General features: G+C 44.9%; 23 protein-coding genes and 10 tRNA genes. 2 read left to right on the forward strand and 31 right to left on the reverse strand.

Translation table 11 applies throughout. From position 1 onward, the window contains the following. Nucleotides 1-16: 16 nt before the first annotated feature. From EL84_RS08300 to EL84_RS08335, 8 genes are all read right to left on the reverse strand, one after another. A complete protein-coding gene (locus EL84_RS08300) occupies nucleotides 17-799 on the reverse strand; it encodes an SDR family NAD(P)-dependent oxidoreductase (RefSeq protein WP_047841325.1) in 783 nt (260 codons plus the stop codon). 89 nt (nucleotides 800-888) lie between these two features. After that, on the reverse strand, nucleotides 889-1,467 hold the full coding sequence (locus EL84_RS08305; protein WP_047841326.1) for a TetR/AcrR family transcriptional regulator: 579 nt from the start codon (nucleotides 1,465-1,467) through the stop codon (nucleotides 889-891). 61 nt (nucleotides 1,468-1,528) lie between these two features. Beyond that, entirely contained in the window at nucleotides 1,529-2,527 is a 999-nt protein-coding gene (locus tag EL84_RS08310) for an NADP-dependent oxidoreductase (protein WP_047841372.1), read from the reverse strand. Nucleotides 2,528-2,702: 175 nt separating this feature from the next. Beyond that, nucleotides 2,703-3,788 (reverse strand): alkene reductase, encoded by a 1,086-nt coding sequence (locus EL84_RS08315; protein WP_047841327.1) that lies wholly within the window; start codon nucleotides 3,786-3,788, stop codon nucleotides 2,703-2,705. Nucleotides 3,789-3,848: 60 nt separating this feature from the next. Further along, a complete protein-coding gene (locus EL84_RS08320; protein ID WP_047841328.1) occupies nucleotides 3,849-4,607 on the reverse strand; it encodes an SDR family NAD(P)-dependent oxidoreductase in 759 nt (252 codons plus the stop codon). Between the two features lie 331 nt (nucleotides 4,608-4,938). Next, entirely contained in the window at nucleotides 4,939-5,442 is a 504-nt protein-coding gene (locus tag EL84_RS08325) for an SMI1/KNR4 family protein (protein ID WP_047841329.1), read from the reverse strand. A 220-nt stretch (nucleotides 5,443-5,662) separates the two neighbouring features. Further along, nucleotides 5,663-6,454, reverse strand: a complete 792-nt coding sequence (locus tag EL84_RS08330) for a TrmH family RNA methyltransferase (protein WP_047841373.1) — start codon at nucleotides 6,452-6,454, stop codon at nucleotides 5,663-5,665. A gap of 26 nt (nucleotides 6,455-6,480) precedes the next feature. After that, nucleotides 6,481-7,182: a potassium channel family protein gene (locus tag EL84_RS08335; RefSeq protein WP_076211287.1), complete on the reverse strand. Its 702-nt coding sequence runs from the start codon at nucleotides 7,180-7,182 to the stop codon at nucleotides 6,481-6,483. Nucleotides 7,183-7,310: 128 nt separating this feature from the next. Between EL84_RS08335 and sspI the strand changes: the two genes are divergently transcribed. Next, complete coding sequence (gene sspI / locus EL84_RS08340; RefSeq protein ID WP_017692323.1) at nucleotides 7,311-7,544, forward strand: small acid-soluble spore protein SspI; 234 nt, start codon at nucleotides 7,311-7,313, stop codon at nucleotides 7,542-7,544. 226 nt (nucleotides 7,545-7,770) lie between these two features. Here sspI and EL84_RS08345 read toward each other — a convergent pair whose 3' ends face one another. From EL84_RS08345 to EL84_RS08400, 12 genes are all read right to left on the reverse strand, one after another. Next, a complete protein-coding gene (locus tag EL84_RS08345) occupies nucleotides 7,771-9,354 on the reverse strand; it encodes a peptide chain release factor 3 (RefSeq protein WP_047841330.1) in 1,584 nt (527 codons plus the stop codon). Between the two features lie 352 nt (nucleotides 9,355-9,706). Next, nucleotides 9,707-10,105, reverse strand: coding sequence for a DoxX family protein (locus tag EL84_RS08350; protein ID WP_024634146.1), 399 nt, complete (start codon nucleotides 10,103-10,105; stop codon nucleotides 9,707-9,709). A 377-nt stretch (nucleotides 10,106-10,482) separates the two neighbouring features. Continuing rightward, complete coding sequence (gene zwf / locus EL84_RS08355) at nucleotides 10,483-12,033, reverse strand: glucose-6-phosphate dehydrogenase (RefSeq protein ID WP_047841331.1); 1,551 nt, start codon at nucleotides 12,031-12,033, stop codon at nucleotides 10,483-10,485. 215 nt (nucleotides 12,034-12,248) lie between these two features. Beyond that, nucleotides 12,249-12,998: a YwmB family TATA-box binding protein gene (locus EL84_RS08360; RefSeq protein ID WP_047841332.1), complete on the reverse strand. Its 750-nt coding sequence runs from the start codon at nucleotides 12,996-12,998 to the stop codon at nucleotides 12,249-12,251. A gap of 452 nt (nucleotides 12,999-13,450) precedes the next feature. Beyond that, nucleotides 13,451-14,119, reverse strand: a complete 669-nt coding sequence (locus EL84_RS08365) for a response regulator transcription factor (protein WP_091020933.1) — start codon at nucleotides 14,117-14,119, stop codon at nucleotides 13,451-13,453. After that, complete coding sequence (locus EL84_RS08370) at nucleotides 14,061-15,176, reverse strand: sensor histidine kinase (RefSeq protein WP_036605687.1); 1,116 nt, start codon at nucleotides 15,174-15,176, stop codon at nucleotides 14,061-14,063. Before EL84_RS08370 ends, EL84_RS08365 begins: the two co-directional genes overlap by 59 nt. 31 nt (nucleotides 15,177-15,207) lie before the next feature. After that, complete coding sequence (liaF, locus tag EL84_RS08375) at nucleotides 15,208-15,855, reverse strand: cell wall-active antibiotics response protein LiaF (RefSeq protein WP_047841333.1); 648 nt, start codon at nucleotides 15,853-15,855, stop codon at nucleotides 15,208-15,210. Between the two features lie 150 nt (nucleotides 15,856-16,005). Beyond that, on the reverse strand, nucleotides 16,006-16,713 hold the full coding sequence (locus EL84_RS08380; RefSeq protein WP_017692315.1) for a PspA/IM30 family protein: 708 nt from the start codon (nucleotides 16,711-16,713) through the stop codon (nucleotides 16,006-16,008). Between the two features lies 1 nt (nucleotide 16,714). After that, nucleotides 16,715-17,224 carry a PspC domain-containing protein gene (locus EL84_RS08385; protein WP_017692314.1) on the reverse strand — a complete coding sequence of 170 codons (510 nt, stop codon included), beginning with the start codon at nucleotides 17,222-17,224 and terminating at the stop codon, nucleotides 16,715-16,717. Between the two features lie 17 nt (nucleotides 17,225-17,241). After that, nucleotides 17,242-17,475 (reverse strand): PspC domain-containing protein, encoded by a 234-nt coding sequence (locus EL84_RS08390; protein WP_047841334.1) that lies wholly within the window; start codon nucleotides 17,473-17,475, stop codon nucleotides 17,242-17,244. A 5-nt stretch (nucleotides 17,476-17,480) separates the two neighbouring features. Then, nucleotides 17,481-18,152: a PspA/IM30 family protein gene (locus EL84_RS08395; protein WP_017692312.1), complete on the reverse strand. Its 672-nt coding sequence runs from the start codon at nucleotides 18,150-18,152 to the stop codon at nucleotides 17,481-17,483. Nucleotides 18,153-18,187: 35 nt separating this feature from the next. After that, the gene (locus tag EL84_RS08400; protein ID WP_036673253.1) at nucleotides 18,188-18,496 is read right to left on the reverse strand and encodes a LiaF transmembrane domain-containing protein; all 309 of its coding nucleotides are present in this window, start codon (nucleotides 18,494-18,496) and stop codon (nucleotides 18,188-18,190) included. A gap of 556 nt (nucleotides 18,497-19,052) precedes the next feature. On the opposite strand from EL84_RS08400, the gene EL84_RS08405 reads away from it, so the two are divergent. Next, complete coding sequence (locus EL84_RS08405) at nucleotides 19,053-21,446, forward strand: helix-turn-helix domain-containing protein (protein WP_047841335.1); 2,394 nt, start codon at nucleotides 19,053-19,055, stop codon at nucleotides 21,444-21,446. Between the two features lie 228 nt (nucleotides 21,447-21,674). Here EL84_RS08405 and EL84_RS08410 read toward each other — a convergent pair whose 3' ends face one another. From EL84_RS08410 to EL84_RS08460, 11 genes are all read right to left on the reverse strand, one after another. Then, complete coding sequence (locus tag EL84_RS08410) at nucleotides 21,675-22,601, reverse strand: class I SAM-dependent methyltransferase (RefSeq protein WP_053061425.1); 927 nt, start codon at nucleotides 22,599-22,601, stop codon at nucleotides 21,675-21,677. Nucleotides 22,602-22,784: 183 nt separating this feature from the next. Further along, nucleotides 22,785-22,863, reverse strand: a tRNA-Leu gene (locus tag EL84_RS08415). A gap of 6 nt (nucleotides 22,864-22,869) precedes the next feature. Then, nucleotides 22,870-22,943, reverse strand: a tRNA-Cys gene (locus tag EL84_RS08420). 6 nt (nucleotides 22,944-22,949) lie between these two features. After that, a tRNA-Gly gene (locus EL84_RS08425) sits at nucleotides 22,950-23,024 on the reverse strand. A gap of 4 nt (nucleotides 23,025-23,028) precedes the next feature. Next, a tRNA-Gln gene (locus EL84_RS08430) sits at nucleotides 23,029-23,103 on the reverse strand. 22 nt (nucleotides 23,104-23,125) lie between these two features. Further along, a tRNA-His gene (locus tag EL84_RS08435) sits at nucleotides 23,126-23,198 on the reverse strand. Nucleotides 23,199-23,226: 28 nt separating this feature from the next. Beyond that, nucleotides 23,227-23,300: transfer RNA gene (locus EL84_RS08440), tRNA-Trp, on the reverse strand. Between the two features lie 6 nt (nucleotides 23,301-23,306). Further along, a tRNA-Tyr gene (locus tag EL84_RS08445) sits at nucleotides 23,307-23,392 on the reverse strand. Between the two features lie 9 nt (nucleotides 23,393-23,401). Then, nucleotides 23,402-23,477 (reverse strand) — tRNA-Thr (locus tag EL84_RS08450). Between the two features lie 20 nt (nucleotides 23,478-23,497). Further along, a tRNA-Phe gene (locus tag EL84_RS08455) sits at nucleotides 23,498-23,573 on the reverse strand. Nucleotides 23,574-23,668: 95 nt separating this feature from the next. Then, nucleotides 23,669-23,746 (reverse strand) — tRNA-Asp (locus tag EL84_RS08460). Nucleotides 23,747-23,772 lie beyond the last annotated feature (26 nt).

Raw genomic sequence — 23,772 nt, forward strand, 5'->3', positions numbered from 1 at the left:
TATCCTCTTTATATGTTTAATGTCCTGTCTTGTCCTGTGAGGATCTAATCATGCGAGTCATCATCTTACGCGGCAACAACCGCGGCATAAACGCGATGAATCGGTTTCGAGCACCAGGCATAATTAACGTCTTGCCACGTAAGAAACCTCGATACCCTTCTTCGGCCACCTGTCCGGCTTCCATGATCGGGCCCTGCAACATCTTCGAGACACCCATACCCGAACGATCCACAAACCCGGTGGATGTCAGGCCTGGACACAGTGCCGTTACCGTAACGCCCGTTCCGCTTACTTCATTCTCCAAAGCCTCGGTGAATGATAGCACGTATGCCTTTGTTGCATAATATACCGACATCATCGGTCCAGGGAAAAAACCTACCAACGAAGCCACATTCATCACACCGCCGTGTCCACGTTGTATCATATCCGGCAAGAATAGCTTTGTCATGACGGTTAAAGCCTTGATATTCACGTCAATCATATTGACTTCTTGTTCCATATCCGTTTCCATAAACGTCCCGAACAGACCGAAACCTGCATTGTTGACAAGATAGTCAACAACAATGCCCTTTTCCTTCAGCTCATGATAAATCTCCTGTGGTACCCCAGGTGCCGCTACATCTTTGGCAATAACCGTCGCCTGAATGCCATACTTTTTCTGATACTCCTGAGCTAGATCCTGTATTTTACCCTCGCTTCGTGCTACCAGCACAATATGATGACCACCTTTGGCAAACCGATCAGCTAACTCTTTACCGATCCCACCCGATACCCCTGTGATTAGAACTGTCTTTCTCATGTTGTTGCCTGCCTCTCTTTTCTATAAAATATGTTTCATCTGGAACATCAATATTTGAACGAACGTTCTATAATAGTGAAAAAAATAGACTACCTCCGTATGAGATCCATGGATAGCATCGCTATACGAAGCAGTTTTTCCTTGGTCATCGAAGTCTTGGCCATCCCCCTTAAACCAATGCTTACGTTATGCAGATATTCCGCCAATACCTCGGCGTTGTACTCCGTTGTGAATTCACCTTCTTGCTGTCCCCACACCATAATGTCCTTGATTAGTTTCTCCGTATTTGCAAACATCTCCGTTGATCGGTTGTTCATGTCTTCATCTCGTGCCGCCAATTCTACCGTCGAATTAACAATGAAGCAGCCTGATGCTGGAGATTCCTCTCCATGAATTAAAGAAAGAAATATAAACTGAAGTGCTTCCGTTGCCGTTTTAGAACGCTTTACGCCTGCTGCAAGAGCGGAGCTGATTTTGTGATCATACAGATCTACTGACTTTAGAAACAAGGTATGTTTATCACCAAATGTGTCATACAAGCTTTTACGATGAATTCCCATATGATTAACCAGATCCGTCATAGACGTCTTCTCGTAACCTTGTTCCCAAAAAAGTCTCATCGCTTTATCCAGTACAACAGACTCTTCAAACTCTTTGCTTCTCGCCATTGGCTTCCCTCCTGTTCAGAAAACGAACATTAAATAGCATGAGCATGATCTTAACGAGCCTTTAAAAGGTAACAATGACTTTGCCCTGGGAGTGACCCGTTGATACTTTAATCAATGCCTTTTCAATGTCCTCAAACGTATACGTAGAATCGATCGAAGGTTTAATGTCTTCTTTTTCTACAAGAGCTGTGATTTCTTGCAATTGAATCCCACTGGAATGCACAAATAAAAAACGATATTCATTTTGATTCTTACGCGCTAAAGAATCCAGGCGTGCACCTACGAGACCGAACAATGCTCTTTTCCACAACGGGAATTGACTGTCCACTGCAAAGCGATAATTGGGTCCTGCCTTCAAAGAAACTAATTTGCCATGTGGTTTCAAAATGCTCAGTTCAGCTTTGATCTCATCCGCACCCAAGGTGTCGATCACATAATCGATATCGGACAGAATGTCAGCATACTGCTCAGTCTTATAATCAATGAATTGATCTGCTCCAATGGATAGAGTACGTGCTCTGCCCCTCTCACTGCCACTTGTAATAACCGTTAATCCCATGGACTTGGCAATTGGGATAGCCATCGCACCGAATCCCCCGGTTCCGCCAGGAATAAACAACTTTTTATTCGGTTCCGCTCGGAGCACATCATGCAATGCTTGATACGCGGTCAAGGCAGTAAGGGGTACTGCAGCAGCTTCGATAAAAGACAGATTTTCAGGCATCATGGATAAAGCATCCTCATGTACAGCCGCATATTCAGCAAAAGCACCAATTTTATTTAGTGGCAACCTCGTATAAACCGAATCCCCCACTTTAAAATTCAAAACATCATCACCGACAGCTTCAATGACACCCGATAATTCATTCCCTAAAGTTAAAGGTAACGTATAGTCGGCAATCATCCGAACACTGCCATTCATATTCAAGATATCCAGTGGATTTACACCCGCAGCTTTTACTTTGACGAGGACCTCACGGCTATGAATCTGAGGTATCTCAATATCATTGATTTCCACTTGGATTTTTTTGGAGTATTTCTGTATTTGAGCTGCTCTCATCATTTATCCTCTTCCTTTGCTTATAGACTATAAAAGTTGAACTCAAGATTATTTACACTGACACTACGATGACAGAACAACCCTCCAATCGCTGTTATCGTGTAAATAAGTAGTTCAACTTATGTAGGAACATGGCGTGCAATGTTCAGTTGTACGCCATGCTCCATACTTTGTGCTAGTGTAGCCCCTCTTGCGACTTTAATTCTTCCAACGTAGGATAATCCGTGTAGCCCTTACTTCCCAATCCAAAGAATGTTGTCGGATCTGCTTCATTCAGTGGCGCACCTTGTTGAAGTCGTTCCACCAAATCTGGATTAGCCAAGGACCATACACCTACAGGTACCACATCAGCGAGACCACGATCTAAATCGACACTGAGATCATCCAAAGTTCTTCCGGCCCGGTTAACCAACAGTGGATTTTGCCAGATCGAACGAATGTCTTGGAGTAAGTTCTCATCTCCAAGATGCATAACATGAAGGTAAGCCAAATCCAATTGAGCCAATTCTTTTACAAGATAGCGGTAGAGTTCAGGACCTTGTTCTCCATCTTGAATTCCACCCAGCGGTGTCCCTGGTGAGATGCGGAAGCCTGTTCGTTCTGCCCCTATTTCCTCCACAATGGCTTTGGTTACTTCAATCGCAAAGCGAGCACGATTTTCAATAGATCCGCCATACTCATCTGTGCGTGTATTTGAATTTTCTCCTAAAAATTGATTGATCAAATAGCCATTGGCTCCATGAATTTCGACGCCATCTGCCCCCGCTTTGATCGCTGCGGCAGCTGCTTTTCGGAAATCGGAGATGGTCGTTTGAATATCCTCCTGACTCAATTCCCGGGGAACGGGGATATCCTGCATCCCTGTAGCCGTAAACATTTCTACACCCGGTGCGATTGCTGATGGAGCAACCGGTTGACGATGATGCGGGGTATTATCCGGATGTGACATGCGACCCGCATGCATTAATTGGATATATACATATCCGCCAGCTTCATGCACCGCATCCGTTACCTTTTTCCATCCTTCAATATGCTTATCGGTGTAGATGCCCGGTGACCATAAGTAACCCTGTCCATCATCGGAAGGTTGTGTTCCTTCCGTAATCAGGAGTCCCATCGTTGCGCGTTGAGCATAATAAAGTGCCGCCAACTCTCCAGGTGTACCATCTTCTTGTGCTCGACTACGTGTCATAGGTGCCATAGCTAGTCGATGAGGCAATTCCATGTTGCCAATCTTTGTTTTACTCCATATCTTTTCCAATCGAATGTACTCCTCTTCTTATTTGAGATTTTGTAAATGTATCCTCTGGATTCTGCTGTATTAATTCAATTCTGAAATCACCGGGTAGATTGCACCTGTCAGCTGAAAATCATAGTTCTGATCTACAATCCCTACAACCACTTCATTGTGATCATACAGATCGATCATGAAGCCTGCCATTTCTTTAGCTGTGTGATATTTGGGCATATTCGCTTTGTAATCAAATCCTTCAGCATCTATTGATTTTTGCACAAATTCTGTTTCCGTGATCGCTGGTGCCAGGATCTTCGCTTTTAGTTTTGCACCTTTCAGTTCCAGTTCTTTGGCAAGACCTTCTGTGAAGGCACTAACGTAGTATTTCGATGCAGAATAAGCAACACTGCCTACAGCAATGGCATATCCAAGTGCGGATGAGACGTTGATCAATTGAGTGCCTTCCACATTCGCATAATCTCGCACATACAGTGTAGATAGAATGGTCAAAGATTCGATGTTAACACGCAGCATCGTCTCCACTTTATCCAAATTCTGTTCAGCAATGAACGAGCCTTCTCCGAGCCCTGCATTATTGATCCAAGTCTCAATTTCATATTCCTTCAAATCGTTATATAGCGTGTACGCCTCTGCGCTAACAGACAGGTCGCTTGTATGAACGATAACATTTACTTTAGGGTCGATACCCTGAATAGTTGATTTAAGTTCTTCAAGCTTATCCAATCTTCTGGCTACCAAAATCAAGTTTTTGCCCCGTGTTGCAAATGCCAATGCTGTTTCATATCCAATTCCTGAACTTGCTCCTGTAATCACTGTGTATTTCATCATATTCTCTCCCTTATATTCTTTAGATTAGTGTACTTTTGTTTCAAGAACGATCATTCTTTAATGTGTAAAAAAAACTAGTTAGATCTAACTTGCTGTTAGCATATCATTTATAGAACGATCAGTAAAGAATTGTTTTATATGTAGAAAACATGTTTGGAACTTACTTAAATGAGAAGAGAAACGCTATATAAACCATTTTATATCATAAATTAAGAATTCCTATATCGTTTCACTCCTTCAATTTAAGCAGCACTAACTTTTCCTTCATTGGTTAATCTAATGTCAGGCCAATGGCCATAAGTATAACCATCAACCTTTCCTGGCTATGCTAATCTGAATTCGACATCATCCATCCCAGAAATTCTCCAAACGAATCGGATACCTTTTCAACCTCTTCAAATTCAGGCTCACATCCACGGACAATAGCCCCACTGTCGGTTGTTAAGTCAATGGCATAGAAGGAATATCCATCTTCCACAGACATTACGATCGGCAAGTGATGATCCCACCAGGCCGTTATCTCTGACTGCCAAATAGAATCACCCTCTGCTGCCTCCAAACTAAGCATTTCAAATTCATTCCATTGGAATGCGGTCTCTGTGCTATTGTTGAACTCAGCCTCACAAATAAACCAAGTTTGCTCATCCGGTGCAACGCATTTTTCAACTACATTTAGAAATTCTAAATATTCATCTGGAAGTCCTTTATATCTTGAAGTAACGCTGCTGTTTAAATGTGACTGCGAACCGGATTTACTCATTATGTCCCAGCCCTTTTCCCCTGCCCAAGTCATAAATTCCCTAAAGTGATTGTTTCCTTTTCCATTATTCATTTCCAAATTATACACCTGCCCATCAGCTTAAGAGATAGAAACTATATCACCTATTCGGGATTTGAATGGAAAATCCCTGCTGTCGTGCTTCAAAGAGAAAGACAAAAAGACTGGAAACATGGCCCGAGAAAAGCGGCAACCAGGTTCCAGCCTTTGGTGAGTTGCGGAAAGTTAATTTTAGTTAGGGACAGTTAATTGGGAAATGGACAGGAATTATTAGTTAGTTAAATATCCGCTGTCTCATCGCCTCAAACAGCAAAATCGTTGCCGCCATTGCCGCATTAAGTGACTCAGCCTGTCCTTGCATCGGAATCGTAATCGCATCATCCACCAAACGTGCCGTAGAATCCGAGATACCCTTGCCTTCGTTACCAATGACAAGCCATACCGACTGCGTAAAATCATAACTATAACATGAATGTTCTGCCTGCAAAGAAGTACTTACCAGCTTCACGCCCGCAGCCTTCGCTTCGGGAAGCAAAGATTCCAACTGGCCCTCCACAATGGGCAAATGAAACAATGACCCCATCGTCGAACGAATCGTCTTCGGGTTATATACATCAGCACAGCCAGCGCCAAGTACAACCCCCGCGGCTCCAGCTGCGTCCGCACTACGGATGATTGTCCCTACATTACCTGGGTCTTGAACTCCGTCCAGCACCACAACAAGCCCGCGCGCTCCGGTAATTAGGCTTTCCAGTGGCTCACTGCCTTTACGCACAATCGCGAATACAGGCTGTGGAGTCATTGTATCCGTACATTTGGCGATAACCGCAGGAGATACACTGACCCACTCCACACGCTGTAGCGGATTCTCAAGCCCGGCGAGTTCGCTAGGTACGCCTTGCTCTCCATCGTACACGATGCACTCCAGATCTGCTCTGGCACGCAGTGCTTCCTGTACCAGATGAATGCCCTCAATGATATATTTATGTTGACGGGTACGATGCTTTTTCTCCAGCAACTGTGCCCATTCTTTTACACGTGTATTTTGCGGTGATACAATATCCATCTTTCCATCCTTCCCATCTGCATCCATCACTTCGGATACGCAAGCTCCATTTTCGTCAAATGATCCTTGTGACCCACAATGATCAGTACATCTCCAGCTTCGATCCGGTCCTCCGCGTACGGCGAGATGTTCATCGAATTCCCACTGCGAATCGCCATCACGTTACAACCAAAACGTGCACGGATGTTTAATTCCATCAGGTTTTTACCGATCATTTGCTCGGAGGCTCTCATCTCCAGAATGCTGTAATCCTCAGATAACTCGATGTAATCCAGTATATTAGGCGAGGTCAGATGATGGGCTACGCGTAGTCCCATATCCCGCTCAGGATAGATGACTTTATCTGCCCCAATCTTCTGCAATACCTTACCATGAAGCTCATTTTGGGCTTTTACGATCAAAACCGGTACACCCATATCTTTCAATATCAGGGTTGTCAGAATGCTCGCCTGAATATCTTCACCAATCGCCACAACGACAACGTCGAAATTCCGTATGCCCAGCGCACGCAGCGCTTCTTCATCTGTTGAATCTGCCGATACCGCATGGGTCACCACATTGGACATTTCCTGAGTCCGTTGCTCGTCCGCATCAATTGCCAGCACGTCGAATCCCATGCCACTCAGTGCATTGGCAACACTTGATCCGAACCGTCCCATGCCAATTACGGCATACTGTTTCTTGGCCATTAGGGTCTTAACCTCCCGCTGCACTTCAGCATGACGCATCATTACGGATACCCATGCTAACGTAAATAATCCTTCGTAGTATACCACAAAGCCTGATAAACTTGAATGCGCTAGCGCTTCCCAGGGAACAGTATTAGAGCAGCCGAATATACGAGGAGGGAATTGCGATGCCCATTACATTAAGCCTGCGTGAAGCGATTGTTCATAAAGTTCATGACAAGAGTGATGATCAGCTCCGGGAGATGATTGAAGGTTCAGTAGATGGACCGGAAGCTGCATTACCTGGACTTGGCGCCATTTTCGAGATGATCTGGAAGAACACAGAACCTGCCAAGCAGGAAGAACTCATTCAAATCGCGCAAGAGCATCTGCACACCATTCCCGTCCAACCGCTTAGCTAATCGAAGCAGTGGAGGGTAAGGTAACCATCATTACGTTTGTTCTGTCTGCAAAAGAAAGCTTTCCCTTATTCGGCTGGATCATACCCGCCTCCAGGTAAGGTGTATAGCAATAGATCCCTCCGCCAATCGGCGGAGGGATCTTATTTTTAACAAGCTATCTCATCACATGAGCTTGTCACGTTTAATTAATTTTTTAACAATTCCAACGAAATACTTCTGTCTTCACTTAAGGCGCAGTCTCCAGGAATTGAGCTGTAGGATTTTTATCCATAGCCGTTCTCATTGCGTACTCATTTTCGAAGAGCACTACATAATTTCCTTTTTTATCTTTTACAAGCGCAGAGTTAATCCGGAATTTGCTTGGGTCCAGATTCTCGTCCACGATCCAGCGAGCGAACTGATAAGGCATACGCTGCAATTGCACATCTACCCCATACTCGCCTTTCATCCGGTATTCAAATACCTCGAACTGAAGTTGACCAATTACGCCGAGGATTGTCTCGTCGAAACTTGCCGTCTGGAACACCTGAATGGTTCCTTCCTCCGTCAACTGATCAATTCCCTTTTGGTACTGTTTATGTTTCAATGCATTTTTCACAGTAACTTTGGCGAAAATCTCTGGTGAGAACGTTGGCAACTCCTCAAAGACAATCTCGCTGCCTTGGCTCAGTGAATCACCAATCCGGAAGATACCCGGATCGAACAAACCGATAATATCGCCAGCATATGCCTCTTCGACAATATCCCGGTCTTGTGCCAGGAATTGCTGTGGCTGTGACAGCTTGATTTCTTTGCCCACACGAGTATGCTTCACACTCATTCCACGTTGGAACTTGCCTGACACAATACGCAGGAACGCAATACGATCCCGGTGTGCCGGGTTCATGTTTGCCTGAATCTTGAACACATAACCGCTGAATTTCTCATTTGTTGGCTGAATCTCTCCTGCCGTACTGCGACGTGGTTCAGGCTTCGGTGCCAGTTCCAGGAAGTTCTCCAGGAAAGTCTGTACGCCGAAATTGTTGATCGCACTACCGAAGAAAATAGGTGTCAATTCGCCGCGTTGAACTTTCTCCATGTCGAATTGGTCGCCCGCAATATCCAGCAACTCCAGATCCTGACACAATTGATCATGCAGGTATTCTCCTGCCATCTCACGGATAATCGGATCTTTGTAGCCATCTACCTTTTGTACTTTAATCGTCGAGTGATCGTCCCCTTGGAACAATTCCACCTGATTTTTCATCCGGTCATAGACACCACACAGCTCGCGACCTGTACCAATAGGCCAGTTCATCGGAACCGAACGAATACCCAGTACATTTTCAAGCTCTTCCATCAGGTCAAATGGGCTTTTACCCTCACGGTCGAGTTTGTTGATGAACGTAAAGATTGGAATGCCACGCTTCGCACATACCTGGAACAACTTGATCGTTTGTGCCTCGACACCTTTCGCCACGTCAATCAACATTACCGCGCTATCGGCAGCCGTCAGTGTACGATACGTATCTTCACTGAAATCCTGGTGACCCGGTGTATCCAAAATGTTGACGCGATGATCCAGATAATCAAATTGCATTACGGAAGAGGTAACCGAGATCCCCCGTTGTTTCTCAATTTCCATCCAGTCACTTGTTGCGTGTTTGCTGGCTTTCCGAGCTTTTACCGTTCCCGCAAGGCGAATCGCGCCCCCGAACAGCAACAGTTTCTCGGTTAATGTAGTTTTACCCGCATCCGGGTGAGAGATGATGGCAAACGTCCGGCGTTTGTCCACTTCCTGTTGAAGAATTTCATTTGCAGCTTTGCTCATAGGTTTAATCCCTTTCGTCCGTTCATTCACGTTAATCCGGCATGGCCGGTCCATCATTCAATCTTTATGCAATCCGGCGAGGCCGGTTGATTGTACACGAGTTTTTACGTTCTAGGTATTTACACACTAGATTAATTTTACACATTTACAATGGAGTTCATCCTCCTCAAATCTGTGCTTTCATGTATACCGTGAACTGCTTCTTAACCCAACTCTCCTATTGTACCATAATCTGTACCGAAAATAACCGATTACTACCGCAGATTCTTCTCTTTTCACTTGCAAAAAAAAAGCACCCTTCAGCCATTTCCATGGCATCCAGGCACTCCTCATTCATTTTTATTTATCGGGTTTAGAAAATCAATGCATCCAGCGCGTATTGTCCGCCACCCGTCAGGGCCAGCGCTACACCAATCACCAGAATCGCGAGATTATATTCGAATCCGTTCTGTGTGGACCAGTATCCGTTCGCTCCATGGACTTTCACAATCGCAATGACCATCGTCAATGCAATCAGAATGCCACCTACCGGTGTAAGCAGACCCAGGGCCAGCAGCAATCCGCCCCCGAATTCCGCGAGTCCAGCCAGTAACGCCACCAATGCACCGGGCTTCATGCCCATCGACTCAAACCAGCCACCTGTACCCTTGATCCCGTAACCTCCGAACCAACCAAACAGCTTTTGAGCCCCGTGCGCCATGAACGACAATCCAATCACCAAACGAATCAACAACAATCCTACATCCAACATCATTTTCTTTTTCCTCCATTCGATATATACAAAATAGTATTCTTAGATTAAAGATATTATGCACATTTTTTCTTCATGATTCTCTGTGACGCAAACCCCTTCAACTGGTTTACATTTTATCTCATGAATGATAACTTATCCGAAACGTTTGCCCGAATGAAGTTTGTCATTTGCGTAACTCTTTAACTCATGTGTTGAGTATAAGTTACATACTTACTTTTTGTCAACAACTTAATTTAAATTACTTATTTCCTTAGGATGGATACCTACCTTTTCCCCCACTAAAAAGCCTGGGTACACCGCAAAATTTGCGATTTCCCCAGGCTCAGTCATGTTGTGTATGTTGTTAATACTGTTGTTAATGTCCTTACCCTACCCTAACCATTCACTTGCCAGATCACACTGTCCTCGTCCTGACCATTCACCGGCCACCAGTGGAATCCGTCCTGCTCCAGCAGCTTATCTGTCGCTTCTGGTCCCCAAGTTCCAGCAGGGTACGTATGAAGCTCTCCTTGATTCTGCCCCCAGGCTGCTACAATCCGATCCACAAAGGACCAGGCTGTTGCCACTTCATCCCAACGGGTAAAGTACGTAGAATCGCCCTCTGCTGCGTCGTGCAGCAGACGTTCATACGCTTCAGGCGAGTTAATTCCAATCATGCAGCTCTGACAGAAATCCATTGCGAGTGGCTGAATCTCAGAATCCGAGCCTGGCTTCTTGGCATTGATTTTGATATATATGCCTTCCATCGGATTCACCCGAATGACTAGCAGATTCGGTTCCAATTTATACTTTTTCCCAAGGTACACGTTGTTTGGCATCGACTTGAACTCAACTACGATCTCGGTTGTTTTCACCGGGAGACGCTTGCCTGTCCGAATGTAGAATGGTACACCCGCCCAGCGGAAATTATCCACGAATACACGTGCTGCAAAATAAGTTTCCGTATTCGACTGCGGATCAACCTTGTCTTCCTGGCGATACCCCGGAAGCTGCTTGCCACGGTACTCCCCTTCGGCATATTGCCCCCGCACAACGTTGTTGCTCACTTCCTCATCCGAGGTGAACGCCCGTAGAGAGCGTAATACCTTCACCTTTTCATCCCGAATGTCTTCCGGGAATAGGCGACTCGGCGGTTCCATCGCAATCATCGTCAGCATCTGAAGCATATGATTCTGCCCCATGTCACGCAGTGCACCGGAGTGATCATAATAACCGCCACGTTCTTCCACGCCTACGGTCTCACCCAGCGTAATCTGAACGTTGGCAATATGTTTGTTATTCCAGAGCGGTTCAAAAAAAGCATTTCCGAAGCGGATCACTTCAATATTTTGCACCATTTCCTTGCCCAGATAATGATCAATCCGATAGATTTCCTCTTCACGGAATACTTCACGAATCTGCTCATTCAGATGTTCGGCGGATTGCAGATCATAACCAAATGGTTTTTCGATCACCAAACGGTTCCACCCCTGACTTTCCAGCATACCGCCGTCCCGCAAACTGTACGAGACACTGCCAAACAGCTCAGGTGCCAGTGCCAGATAGAACAGCCGGTTCCCCGGCGTGTTAAACTTCGATTCCAGATGCTCCGTCTGCGCACGTAGCTCTTTGAATCCTTCCACATTATTGATATCCAGTGCTTTGTATTCAAAATGATCAACAAAAGCGTTCCACTCATCAGGTTCCCCCGCTGGATAACGGCAGAACTCTTTAATGGATTCATAGATGTCTTCCCGGAATTCTTCTGGGGACCGCGGACGACGTGCTACGCCAATAACCGCAAAGTCTTCGGCAAGCTTGCCTTCACGGTAAAGACTGTAGATAGCCGGAAACAGCTTCCGGCGGGCCAAATCACCCGTTGCTCCAAAAATGAAAAATACTGCGCCTGGTGTCTGTACTTCATCTTGCAATTGTTTTTCAACCATGGGCTCCTCTTTCTTCCGGGAAGATAACCTTCACGCTCTCCCCGAGCTATGTAATGGTGTTATATATGCACGACATACAACTGTCAATTACCAGCAAGTTCCTTCTTGGATGTGATGCCATTTTAGCATATCAACTGAACGGATGCACTATTTCAAACTCATTTTTCTGATAAAGATTCTCAATATTGGGTCCCAATTCATGAAAAATCCATCCCTTAGTATTCAATCGTAATCACCGGAAACCCCACTGTAATTCGATTATCGACCTCGTCCCCAACCTGGTGAACTGCGAGTTGCATATTCAACATATGCGAGCCACTCTTGATCGACAAGGGCAGCTCGGCCACCTCATAAGAGACACTTGCGCTGGCTACATCCGTATATCGTTCAACGGAGGTGATATCCACCTTTGTGGACAGCTGTTCTTCGATCAGTTCCAGTTGCTGACTCGCATCATGTTCAGTAGCAGTAACTGCTGTACCTTGTACAGACATATTCCAGGTTGCCTTCATCCCTGAGTCTACAAGCAGTTGATCGACCTCTTCATGTAATGTCATTAATGCCTTCCGATCCGTGTGTGCATCCCCTGAGAGTTGTACGATGGCATAGTAACCATTGTCTCCTGTATCGACGACATTGACCAACATGCCTGCACCTCCAGTAGCCGTATCGACAATCTCTTCACTGCGGTACACATCGTGGCTCGTCTGACGTACCTGCATAGGTGGTTCAAGCCCCAAGTGACTTGCCAGTAACACGGCCTGCGCTTGTGCATCTCCCTTGCCTTCTCCTTGCCATTTAATCACCAGACGATCCACATTATCAATCACGCTGTCAGCAGTATAGATTAACTGTTCCAGTTGGGCTGCTTTGGATTCGTTCTTCTCTGCATATACCTGTGTCACACCGATAAGAATAATGATTGCCATTGCCAATATACCTGCTGTCATCCAACGATTTAACATTTGAATCCCCCGCTTCTTTCTTGCATTCTATGAATCTATCAACAGCATGCCCCTTTCCCGCATTAGCTATACTTCTTCTGCACACAACAAAAAAGCCCCACCCACCATATTCATGGCAGAGCAGAGCTTTTCATTCATACTTTTCTATATAAATTGAACTACACAATATTTACACTCGCCACTCCGATGACAGAACAACCTTCCGATCGCTGTTATCCCCCAATTTTTTTGATTCTTTTCATAAAGGGTACATCCGGGGATAAAGGCGAAGTGTATGCTTCCGAAGTAGCTTTCTTTCAGAAAGCTTTTGCTTCGCTTCTTCTGGTTCTTTCTGTCCTCTCCGTTATGTGCAAATCTTTAGTTCAATTTATATAAATCATCTCTTATCTATAACTTCCGCACATTAAAAGTACGGTTCTTTGGCTTAATTATGTTATTGCATATGATCCTGCTTACTCTGCAAGTCCGTTTTTATAAGCATAGATCGCGGCCTGTGTACGGTCGTCTACGCCCAATTTTGCCAGTAAGTTTGTAACATGGAACTTGACTGTCTTAATGCCGATGATCAGATCATCAGCGATGTCCTGATTTGATTTACCTTTGGCGAGCAACCGGAGCACATCCATTTCACGGTCTGTCAATTCATCGTGCAAAGGAGCTGCTGCCTGTGGCTGCCGGAAGCGATTCATCATTTTCGAAGCCACCTGTGACTCCAGAACGGATTGCCCGCGAGCGGCTGCGCGAATTGCATCTGCCACTTCATTGGCTCTTGATGTTTTCAACAGATAACTGAATGCACCTGCTTCAATGACAGGATACATTTTTTCATCATCCAAGTAACTGGTCAATACAATGACTTTGCACTCTGGATACATTTTAAGTACCTGACGAGTAGCCTCAATGCCGTCCATTCCTTCCATAACCAGGTCCATCAGAACAACATCAGGCTTATATTCCTGTGCAAGCCGAATGCCTTCCTCTCCACTACCTGCTTCACCAACAACTTCAATTCCATCTTCGGTATCCAGTACCGCTGCAAGACCAATACGTACCATCTCATGATCATCCACGAGCAATACTTTGATCGACGTTTCCGTCTCCGTTTCGACTTCCGGTTCCATTGACATGTTCTTCCTCGCTTTCATCGTTCATCAAAGGTATCGTAATCTCAATCCGCGTTCCCTTACCAGGCGCTGTTACAAAATGTATGGCCCCGCCAATCTCCGTAACACGTTCACGCATGTTAGCCAGACCGTAAGAAGCTTGTTTATTCTCATCCAGATCAAAGCCTTGCCCATCATCACGAATCAATACCCGGATCGCATCAGTACGGCGCTGGATCCGTATCTCCATTTTTTCCGCTTTTGCATGCCGTAACGTATTGGACATAGCCTCCTGAACGATCCGGAACAGATGATTCTCGATGCCTTTGATCAGATCAATGTCTTCGTCCATTTCGAGCACAATGTCCATGGGTACTTTTGTTTTCAGTTCCATCACCAGATCACGCAGACCTTGTTCGAGATGTTTACCCTCCAGATAGACTGGACGCAGATGTAACAGTAACGCACGCATCTCGGACTGAGCTACCGAAGCCATCTCCTCAATCAGAGCCACCTGCCTCTGAGCACGTTCAAAATCCTTCTCCATCTTCCGTCCAACGGCCGTTGCTGTCATGGATATCGCGAACAATTGCTGTGATACCGCATCATGCAGTTCCCGTGCCAAACGTTGCCGCTCTTCCACAATAGCCGTAATTCTGGCTTGTTCAGCAAGCTGTGCATTATGAGTAGACAATCGCTGGAGCGTAGATATCTGATCTTCCCACTTTTTGCCGATTCGTCCGAGTTGCTCACTTAAACGGCCCACATCATCATCGCCCAGATCAGGTACAGTGCGTGATAGAGAGCCCTTCTCCCACAGTAGAAGTGTTTCCCGCAGCAGTTCGAGCCGGCGTTTAACCCGGTAACTCTGATAGAACCCAAAGACCGCACCGATTCCAATCAGAAGCAGCAATAAGGCCAGACCCGATTGAATCAGATGACGCCAACCTGTAAACGGAGCAAGATAACCATATGTATACAATACATACAAAATAACAGCGAGCACAATGAAAACCAGGAGGATCCCTTCACCCATACTTCGGGTTACCATGTCGGTATGTCGTTTTGTCTTCATCGGGGTCTCCTCCTTCTCTTCATCTATTTTACTACGGATTACTGATGTTTAGGTCGCCAACAATATAAGAAATGACAAATTTTGCTTTATGTTCACTGAATTCATATCCAGGCGTTCTCCATACTAATTTGTTCATCATGCCGCTATCTTGTTCTCCAAGAAGATTAATCCGGCCGAAAAGAACCGATGCTTCAATCTCCACACCATAATCTTCTGGTAGTGTAAGGCGAACATTACCCATAACACCTTGCAGCAGCACAATTGTTTGTTTCTCCTCCGGAATCGAAAGAGATAGATCCGCGTTAACCTCACCTATGGCATGCCACAGACTCATACTACGTAACGTCCAGGATGATTGATCCCAGTAGTACCGAGCCATGAAATTCTGTTTCTTCATAACGCCTTCGTCCAGATGAATCTTTTTGTTTTTTGAATAAAAGTAAGCTAAAGAAGCCAGTACAATCAAAAATACAATCATTAAATTATCCAGCAATAACAGTGCCGCACCAATGCCAAGATACCGATGACCTTTGCGGGTATCCCCATTGCGGACTTGAAGCATTCCAACCGTTAACAGAATCAGTGCGGCAGCGGTCAGGAAGTTAATATTGTCATTCAATAACATCATTGTGCCAATAATCATAATGACAACTGCAAGCCATTTACTCTTTTGATTCATCCCCGCCGCACCTCCTCTGTAAGTTAATCTCTCTTTATTCAACGGAAAAGCCATACCAGGCAATGAAGTCCTGTATGGCTTAACTTTTGTTCTACCAACCGTACATTATACACGATTTATAGAATATCATATTGTCCACTAAGCGAACAGTTATTCTTTTGAAGTTCCGTTCGCTTCATTCTTGGAACCATTGCCCATTTTGTTCTTGAGGGCTTGTAATTGCTGATCCACTTTGAACTGTTTCTCCACATCTACAGGATTCGTGTACGTGGATGAAGTGTTGCGATAAGGTGCACGAGCTACGTCAGCTTCAGCTTCCAGCTGCATGATTTTCTCTTCCATGCGGTGGAATCCAAGTGATGCGCCGCCACTTTCGATCGAATGCAAGCTGTTGATGGAAGACATTTGTTTTTTGGCTTTTGCCATTTGTGCACGGGATACAAGTTCATTACGTTTGTTACGCATTTTGTAGAACTCATCTTTCATATCATGCAACTGTTGCAACAGATCTTTTGCTTGTGCTTCGGACTGTGCATGCAGTTCGCTGTACTCCGTAATTTTTTGATCAAAGTAGATTTTCTCTTCCAACAATTTGCGTGCCACTTCTTCCTGACCGTTAGACAGAGCAGCTTCTGCTTGGGACTCACGTTGTACCGAAGTACGCTCCGCTTCATCCAAACGTTGTTTCATGCGGCGCTCATTTGCCATTTGTTTAGCAACAGTTACCTCTGCCTCATGAATCTCAGCCTCCATATCACGCAAGTACTGGTTCAACATTACAATCGGGTCTTCTACCTTATCCAACATATCATTTACCGATGCTTTCGTCATATCCTTAATCCGTTTAAATACTCCCATTTTACTTTTCTCCCTTCTCGTAACGAGATAATTTTTGGCGAAGCTCTTCAACTTCTTTTTTCAGTGCTTTTTTCTCGATATCTTTCATCATGGAATCAAGTTCACTTTCTTGCGGTGCTCCTGCTCCGTAGGCGTTGTTGTCATAAGAACGGGGACCAGATTGAGGTCTGCCGTTGAATCCAGGGCCGGGACCGAAGTTACCAGGACCTTGCTGGTTGTGATTATTTTGAAAAGGACCTCTTGGTGGCTGATGATCATAGTTGTCGTATCCTCTGCCAGGACCAGGGCCTTGGCCCGGACCGTAGCCATATGGATCATAAGGCGGATACGGTTCTTTTGGTACCACCAGTGCTGCAATAAAGTATATTAACAACGACGTGCCGCCAGTTACGAAGATACTGATAACAAAGATGATACGCAGCAGGGTGGAATCCATTCCGATGGTTTCGGAAATTCCGCCGCACAAGCCGGTTAACATCCGGTCACGCGTTGAGCGGTATAATTTGCTCATGTGCTTGCTCCTTTCGTTTACTTGTATCCTCTTACGTTGGAATCATAAGCATATGGATCAACGTGATTGGATTCCTTGGGTACCACCAACGCAGCGATGAAGTAGATCAACAATGATGTACCTCCCGTAGCGAAAATACTGATGAAGAAAATGATACGTAGCAGCGTGGTACTCAATCCGAGATTTTCAGAAATGCCGCCGATCAAACCTGTTAGCCTTCGATTACGCGCCGAGCGGTATAATTTACTCATTGTGACTACTCCTTTCTGTCATTGTTCAATTTTTGTCTTAAGCGTTCCAGTTCCTTATCCAACGTAGAGGATGACATGCTGCCAGTCACTCCTGAACCATCTTGATTCATCCGCCGGATATCGCGGAGACTTTGTGCTTCATATTCGAGATCAGAGACTTGATCATCCAGTCGGTTAAACATACGGGGTACATTCTGACCGTTGTGATTACCTCTCTGGTTCATACGTTGCTGTAACTGAATCGTCTGCATACGAGCGTAGTAATATTGGCGTTTGCTGTATACATTCTGATATTCAACCTTCAGCTGGTCGATCTGTTCATCCAACTCCTGTAATGCCGCATAACTTTGTGCATACAATTCATTGTACTGTTCCATTTTTTCCTCGTGGAGGATTTTCTCCTGCAAGGCCAGCTTAGCGAGATGTTCTTCCCCTGCTTTCAGAGCCATGGAAGCCTGTTCTTCCCGTTTGTTCACCATACCTGCTGCCTGATCGGCTTGTTGTTTCATTTGTCTGGTATGGCTTGCATATTGATGACGAAGTTTCTCGGCTTCACCGATGTCTTGGCGGGTCGAGACCAGGAACTGATCAATCAGTTTGACTGGGTCCTGACTTTGCTCCAAATGTTCGTTCAGATTGGCTACGGTAATATCCCGCATTCGACGAAATACACTCATTATGTTCTGTCCCTCCTTTTCATAATCGTGAAAGCTTAGTACCGACCACGATGACTGCGGTTATTGCTTAGCATTGAGATACCAAAGATGATTAACCCGATCGCGATGATCGGTCCGATCAACCATGCCAGTTTACCCATCAGTGAGATGATACCGATGATGAGAACAATCCAGCCAAGCATCACATTCCCTCGTTTAACTCCGTAGTATCCCAGTGCAATCATCAGGACCGGAATCAGATAACCCATTAAGTGTCCAAGAAGTGGAGTTAACTTTCCGAAGAGGAGTAGTGCACCCAGCGCAATCAATACAATCGCCCAGCCATTTCCCTTATTCAATCTCATAATTGTTGTTCACCGCCCTTTCCATTCGTTCCTTTTAATGTGTTGAGTCATTTGTTCGTTTGTTTCTTGTTTTTTGTTTCCGTGTTTCTTGTTTAACCTTATGTCCTTATTCTAGGGGATTCCGCGACTTTTCAAAACAGACCGTGGACGGTTTTTCATCCTAGACTCAGGTCGGGGATCTAGTTGGACCTTTGACTGTCCCTATATAAGACCAACGTTCCACTTAAGCTGAATAGCACTCCAGATACCTTCTATTACCCGTATTCAGGCTACCCTTTAGCCGATATCGACCTGTAGAGAGAATGATGTCCATGTCTCTATTTACGTTCACACTGCAATTTCGTTTCTCATGATTCCGTATTGGATAGTCATTCCAAGCCGTTTCTCTAACCTTTTCTGCAAGATCATCTATCAGCAATCCCTTATCTCTACTTCTATACCTTCTTGTGAAATTACTTATTTATCCAAATAAACAAAATTTAGATTGTTCTATATGTAAGCGTTTACTAAAATAGAAAGTGTTACTATTTCTAATGTCAGGGGTGGAACTGAAACTGTGCGACCAATCAGCTATCTCCATAAAATGATCATCTTTGGAATCCTGTTAAGCACCCTGCCCATTTTGTTAACGGGAATTGCCGCATTTATCTATTCATCAAACCAAACAGAGCTGCATCGTACGCAGGCCAACAGACAGTTGCTGGAACAAATGCAATCCAACGTAGAACACAAACTCGCTACAGTCAGTTATATGCTTGATCAGGCCGTTCGCTCTCCGGTAACCCTCCGTTCCCTGTCTGCTTCTTCTTCACTAGAAGGGAATGGACCATTACTTGCCGACAAACTACAGAGCGAATTTCAGAATATGAGATCATGGGAACCTTTGCTGGACATTACCCTGGTGAATCAATCTCAGAATTGGCTCATTGATCATGCCGGATTGTACCGTAATACGGATTTTCCACTGGCTCTTCCCATGAAGGAATTGATATCGGATACGTTAACCTCTGGATGGCAGCTCTCCCCTTCATCGGTGTTCAGTAATGATGAGCGTTCGCCCGGAACAGGCTGTATTTATCATATTGCCCTTGCAAGGTCTATTCCGAATCTGAATACGTCTTCCGATGCTGCCCTGATTGCGGGAATCCCTGCATGCTCTTTGCAAAACACACTAGGAGAAGCCTCCTTAGGCAATGCTGCCTCAGGACTGATCATTTTGAATCGGGAACAACGTATCTTGGTGCATCCCGATCCTGTATACATTGGACAACCGTTGTCTGCCATTGGATTACAGGATCGGGATACGGAAGCCAACATAACCAAACTATCACCCATCACATTTTCAACAGGCTTTGAAAAACGGGAAGTTAAGATCGCCGATACACATTATTCCCTGACATATAGCCCTTCTACCTTAAAGGGATGGAGTTATGTGCTAATCTCACCTACCAATATTCTGACACAAGAATATATCGATATCGGATTACACACCTTGTATATCAGTATCTGCTTACTTTTACTTTCATTATTACTCGCCTGGCTCGGCTCCAAGCGAATGCATGTCCCGATTCGTAAACTTTTAACCCAACTTGGTGACAACCACCTGTCCAAAGAAGGAAACACGGTAGCTCAGCAATCACCACCATTTTCTGATGAGTTCGAACAGATCAGAGCAGGGGTCTCACAATTATCTGCCTCTCGCTCCCAATTAGAGAACACACTTAATGTGCATCTATTGCAGATTCGCAATCATTTTATGATGAATCTGTTCCAGGGTAAGATCCCTGTTCATACTCTTCCTGACACCCTGAATGAATATGGCTACACACATCAGGTTCGGGAATGGCAACAAATTGCTGTTATTACACTACAGGCCGATCTTGTTAATCATACAAAATATAGAGCTAGTGATCGTGACCTCTTATTATTTGCTATTCAAAATATATTGGAGGAAACCGTTGTGCATAACCAACAATTGCTTCCCATTGTGCTGGAACATACAGTAGTCACGGTGATTGGCACCGTGGAACAGGATCAGTTTATTTTTTCACAGCAGCTATATGTATTAACAGACCAGTTACAACAACAGATGGATAAGATTCTAACTCTTCAAGTCAGTATAGGATTCAGCCAGCCACACAGCTCTCTATATCACATCCCTCAAGCTTATACAGAAGCCATGGAAGCATTGAGGCATCGGATGAAGCTGGGAACAGGCATTATTTTTCAATATGAGAACATAGATCATTACGCTCCCACTTGGTCCATGACCTACCCGGAATCATTGGAATATTCGTTGATCCAAGCCATTCAAAGTGCGGACGAAGTCCAGGCCTCTGCTCTTCTGCAACAACTCCTTGAAGTAATCTTTGGTATGGAGGTTACACCCGAGGAGTATGAGGTGGTTCTTACGAGGCTGCTCACGCATATTTTGCAAATGACTCAGGAATCCGGCATACGACTCGGACAGATCTCCCAAGGTCGTGGCTCGATGTTTCATGAACTTCATGGTTTGCAGTACGCCGCTGAAGTTGAGGTATGGTTTAACCATCAAGTCATCTTACCCGTCATTCAGGTTTTTAAAGCGAGACAATATGCCCAGTATCAGCATATATCTGAGAAAATGATTGCCATGATTCATCAAGATTATGATAAGGATCTGACGCTTGAGGAATGTGCTATGAAGCTTCACTACAATGCCAACTACTTAAGTAGTGTTTTCCGCAAAGAGACAGGCTGTGCATTTAGTGAATATCTGACCAAGTACCGATTTAATATCGCTAAAAAATGGCTGGATGAAAGTGATCTAACCGTTAAAGATATCGCAGCACGACTTCGGTACAATAATCCGCAAAACTTTATCCGATCATTCCGTAAATGGGAAGGAGTCACCCCCGGCCAGTATCGGGAACGTAAGCAGAAAGCAGAAGTGTCGAACATCTCTAAATAAACGAGGGTCTGGTTCAAAGCGGTCGATGAATTAGTGGCTTCAAAAAAGAGGGAGCAAATAACCTGCTCCCTTCACTTACAACTTTACTTCTGCAATCTTAACTTCATATGTTTCACACGTGTATCTTCTTGTTTTGCATTATGATGCTTCCTAGTGTCATCTTAGAGGTTAGACTACATTGTCCGTCTCAATTCCTGATTATCATTACACGTGCCACGCTTATGCGATTTATCGCTTATCCTTAGTGCGAACTGTTTTCATATTGGGCTGTTCAAGTTGAATTAGAATTTTACCAAATCTTCCTCCACGTGAGAAGGTCACCGTACTATCCTTGTACGTATCGCTAATGTAATCCTCAGCCAATCTGAGGGAATCTTCATCCGATGGTAACTCATACGTATTAAGCCATTCTGGCAGCTTCTCGATAATCTCTTCCACCGGTACTTCAAATGAGTTAACTTCTCTCGTAATGATCATCGTATAAGAATAACCCTTCAAATACAGCAACTGTTGGATATACCCCATATCACCGGCCTTGTGTGAAGAAGTTACACCCAGTACATCCTTAAGTTCATTCATTAGTGTGTGTTCCTTCTGTCCCGCCATAGTACTTATATACACATACTTCCGGGCACAATTGATCGCCTGCTCAATCGTTTCCCAATCCGACATCGCCGGACACATGGATGCAAATGCAAAGTCATATTTCTTCTCCCAGCCTTTATCCTTAATGGAGATTTCTTCATATCGTTCGTTTACGATTTCGATTTTGGATTCCAGAGCTGGAGGTATCGTCTCTTTCATAAGGGAGACAAGCAACTCAGAAGGCTCAACTGCCGTCACACTTGCCCCCTTTTCTGCAAAAGGAATGGTAAATATGCCTGAAGCGGCTCCAATGTCCAAAATGGATAACCCTGCGAATTCCACACCCTGGTTTTCAATCCAGCCCATAATGCGTTCAGAACGCTGCTTTCCTTCTTCGGTGAACGACTGTGCATGATAATCCCTGGCCCATCGCTCAAAAGCTTCTTCTATATTAAAGGGGGCGCTTTTCTTCTTATATTTTGAACTTCTCGGACGATTCTTCCATGCCTCTTCCCATACAGAAAGATCAAATAACAGATCGGTATCCGATACATTTTTTCCATTAGTCACTCTACTTCACTCCTCCATATTAAAGACTTTACTTATCTATAATATACTCAATATAATCATACGTCAATCTTTATTAACGTCCATCTTCTCTTACTCTAGATTTTCTTACTGCACATAAATCGTTTCATATAAAATAAAAATAGCCCTACACATTGCATAAGCAACATGTAGAGCTATTCAATATACCGGCGAGAGGACTCGAACCTCCACGGTTTCCCACTCGATTTTGAGTCGAGCGCGTCTGCCATTCCGCCACGCCGGCATATGCTGGAGGCGCCACCCAGATTCGAACTGGGGATAAAGCTTTTGCAGAGCTGTGCCTTACCACTTGGCTATGGCGCCATATTTTGGAGCGGACGACGGGAATCGAACCCGCGACCCTCGCCTTGGCAAGGCGATGCTCTACCGCTGAGCCACGTCCGCATAATGGCTGGGGATATAGGATTTGAACCTATGCATGACGGAGTCAAAGTCCGTTGCCTTACCGCTTGGCTAATCCCCAATAAAAAATAAAAAAACAAAGGGGCGATCGAGGGGAATTGAACCCCCGAATGCCGGATCCACAAACCGGTGCGTTAACCACTTCGCCACGACCGCCATAAAAGGTTAATTTCTAAAAGTTAATTGGCAGGGGCAGCAGGAATTGAACCCACACCAACGGTTTTGGAGACCGTTGTTCTACCTTTAAACTATGCCCCTAAAAACTGGTGGAGGATGATGGATTCGAACCACCGAACCCGTACGGGAGCAGATTTACAGTCTGATGCGTTTGGCCACTTCGCTAATCCTCCAAGATTACATGGTGCCGGCGAGAGGACTTGAACCCCCAACCTACTGATTACAAGTCAGTTGCTCTACCAGTTGAGCTACACCGGCATATTAAATTATTTTAAAAATGGTGGCTCGGGACGGAATCGAACCGCCGACACGAGGATTTTCAGTCCTCTGCTCTACCGACTGAGCTACCGAGCCATAATAAAGTCTAATCTTAATTCCTTACACTTTATATAGGGCATCAGTGCCATACAGCAGATGTAGTGAACAGTTTGCCTCATGTAAAGATTAAATGGCGGAACCGACGGGATTCGAACCCGCGATCTCCTGCGTGACAGGCAGGCATGTTAGGCCAACTACACCACGGTTCCAGATCACTTTCTCAAAGGAAAGTATA

Origin of the sequence: Paenibacillus sp. VT-400, from assembly GCF_001029205.1 — a bacterium.
Lineage (GTDB): Bacteria > Bacillota > Bacilli > Paenibacillales > Paenibacillaceae > Paenibacillus > Paenibacillus amylolyticus.

Excerpts from the sequence above, each read along its gene's own strand:
- EL84_RS08300 (WP_047841325.1), bottom strand. The coding sequence starts at position 799 with ATGAGAAAGACAGTTCTAATCACAGGGGTATCGGGTGGGATCGGTAAA.
- EL84_RS08305 (WP_047841326.1), bottom strand. The coding sequence starts at position 1,467 with ATGGCGAGAAGCAAAGAGTTTGAAGAGTCTGTTGTACTGGATAAAGCG.
- EL84_RS08310 (WP_047841372.1), bottom strand. The coding sequence starts at position 2,527 with ATGAGAGCAGCTCAAATACAGAAATACTCCAAAAAAATCCAAGTGGAA.
- EL84_RS08320 (WP_047841328.1), bottom strand. The coding sequence starts at position 4,607 with ATGAAATACACAGTGATTACAGGAGCAAGTTCAGGAATTGGATATGAA.
- EL84_RS08325 (WP_047841329.1), bottom strand. The coding sequence starts at position 5,442 with ATGAATAATGGAAAAGGAAACAATCACTTTAGGGAATTTATGACTTGG.
- EL84_RS08330 (WP_047841373.1), bottom strand. The coding sequence starts at position 6,454 with ATGGATATTGTATCACCGCAAAATACACGTGTAAAAGAATGGGCACAG.
- EL84_RS08335 (WP_076211287.1), bottom strand. The coding sequence starts at position 7,182 with ATGCGTCATGCTGAAGTGCAGCGGGAGGTTAAGACCCTAATGGCCAAG.
- sspI (WP_017692323.1), top strand. The coding sequence starts at position 7,311 with ATGCCCATTACATTAAGCCTGCGTGAAGCGATTGTTCATAAAGTTCAT.
- EL84_RS08345 (WP_047841330.1), bottom strand. The coding sequence starts at position 9,354 with ATGAGCAAAGCTGCAAATGAAATTCTTCAACAGGAAGTGGACAAACGC.
- EL84_RS08350 (WP_024634146.1), bottom strand. The coding sequence starts at position 10,105 with ATGTTGGATGTAGGATTGTTGTTGATTCGTTTGGTGATTGGATTGTCG.
- zwf (WP_047841331.1), bottom strand. The coding sequence starts at position 12,033 with ATGGTTGAAAAACAATTGCAAGATGAAGTACAGACACCAGGCGCAGTA.
- EL84_RS08360 (WP_047841332.1), bottom strand. The coding sequence starts at position 12,998 with ATGTTAAATCGTTGGATGACAGCAGGTATATTGGCAATGGCAATCATT.
- EL84_RS08365 (WP_091020933.1), bottom strand. The coding sequence starts at position 14,119 with ATGGAACCGGAAGTCGAAACGGAGACGGAAACGTCGATCAAAGTATTG.
- EL84_RS08370 (WP_036605687.1), bottom strand. The coding sequence starts at position 15,176 with ATGAAGACAAAACGACATACCGACATGGTAACCCGAAGTATGGGTGAA.
- liaF (WP_047841333.1), bottom strand. The coding sequence starts at position 15,855 with ATGAATCAAAAGAGTAAATGGCTTGCAGTTGTCATTATGATTATTGGC.
- EL84_RS08380 (WP_017692315.1), bottom strand. The coding sequence starts at position 16,713 with ATGGGAGTATTTAAACGGATTAAGGATATGACGAAAGCATCGGTAAAT.
- EL84_RS08385 (WP_017692314.1), bottom strand. The coding sequence starts at position 17,224 with ATGAGCAAATTATACCGCTCAACGCGTGACCGGATGTTAACCGGCTTG.
- EL84_RS08390 (WP_047841334.1), bottom strand. The coding sequence starts at position 17,475 with ATGAGTAAATTATACCGCTCGGCGCGTAATCGAAGGCTAACAGGTTTG.
- EL84_RS08395 (WP_017692312.1), bottom strand. The coding sequence starts at position 18,152 with ATGAGTGTATTTCGTCGAATGCGGGATATTACCGTAGCCAATCTGAAC.
- EL84_RS08400 (WP_036673253.1), bottom strand. The coding sequence starts at position 18,496 with ATGAGATTGAATAAGGGAAATGGCTGGGCGATTGTATTGATTGCGCTG.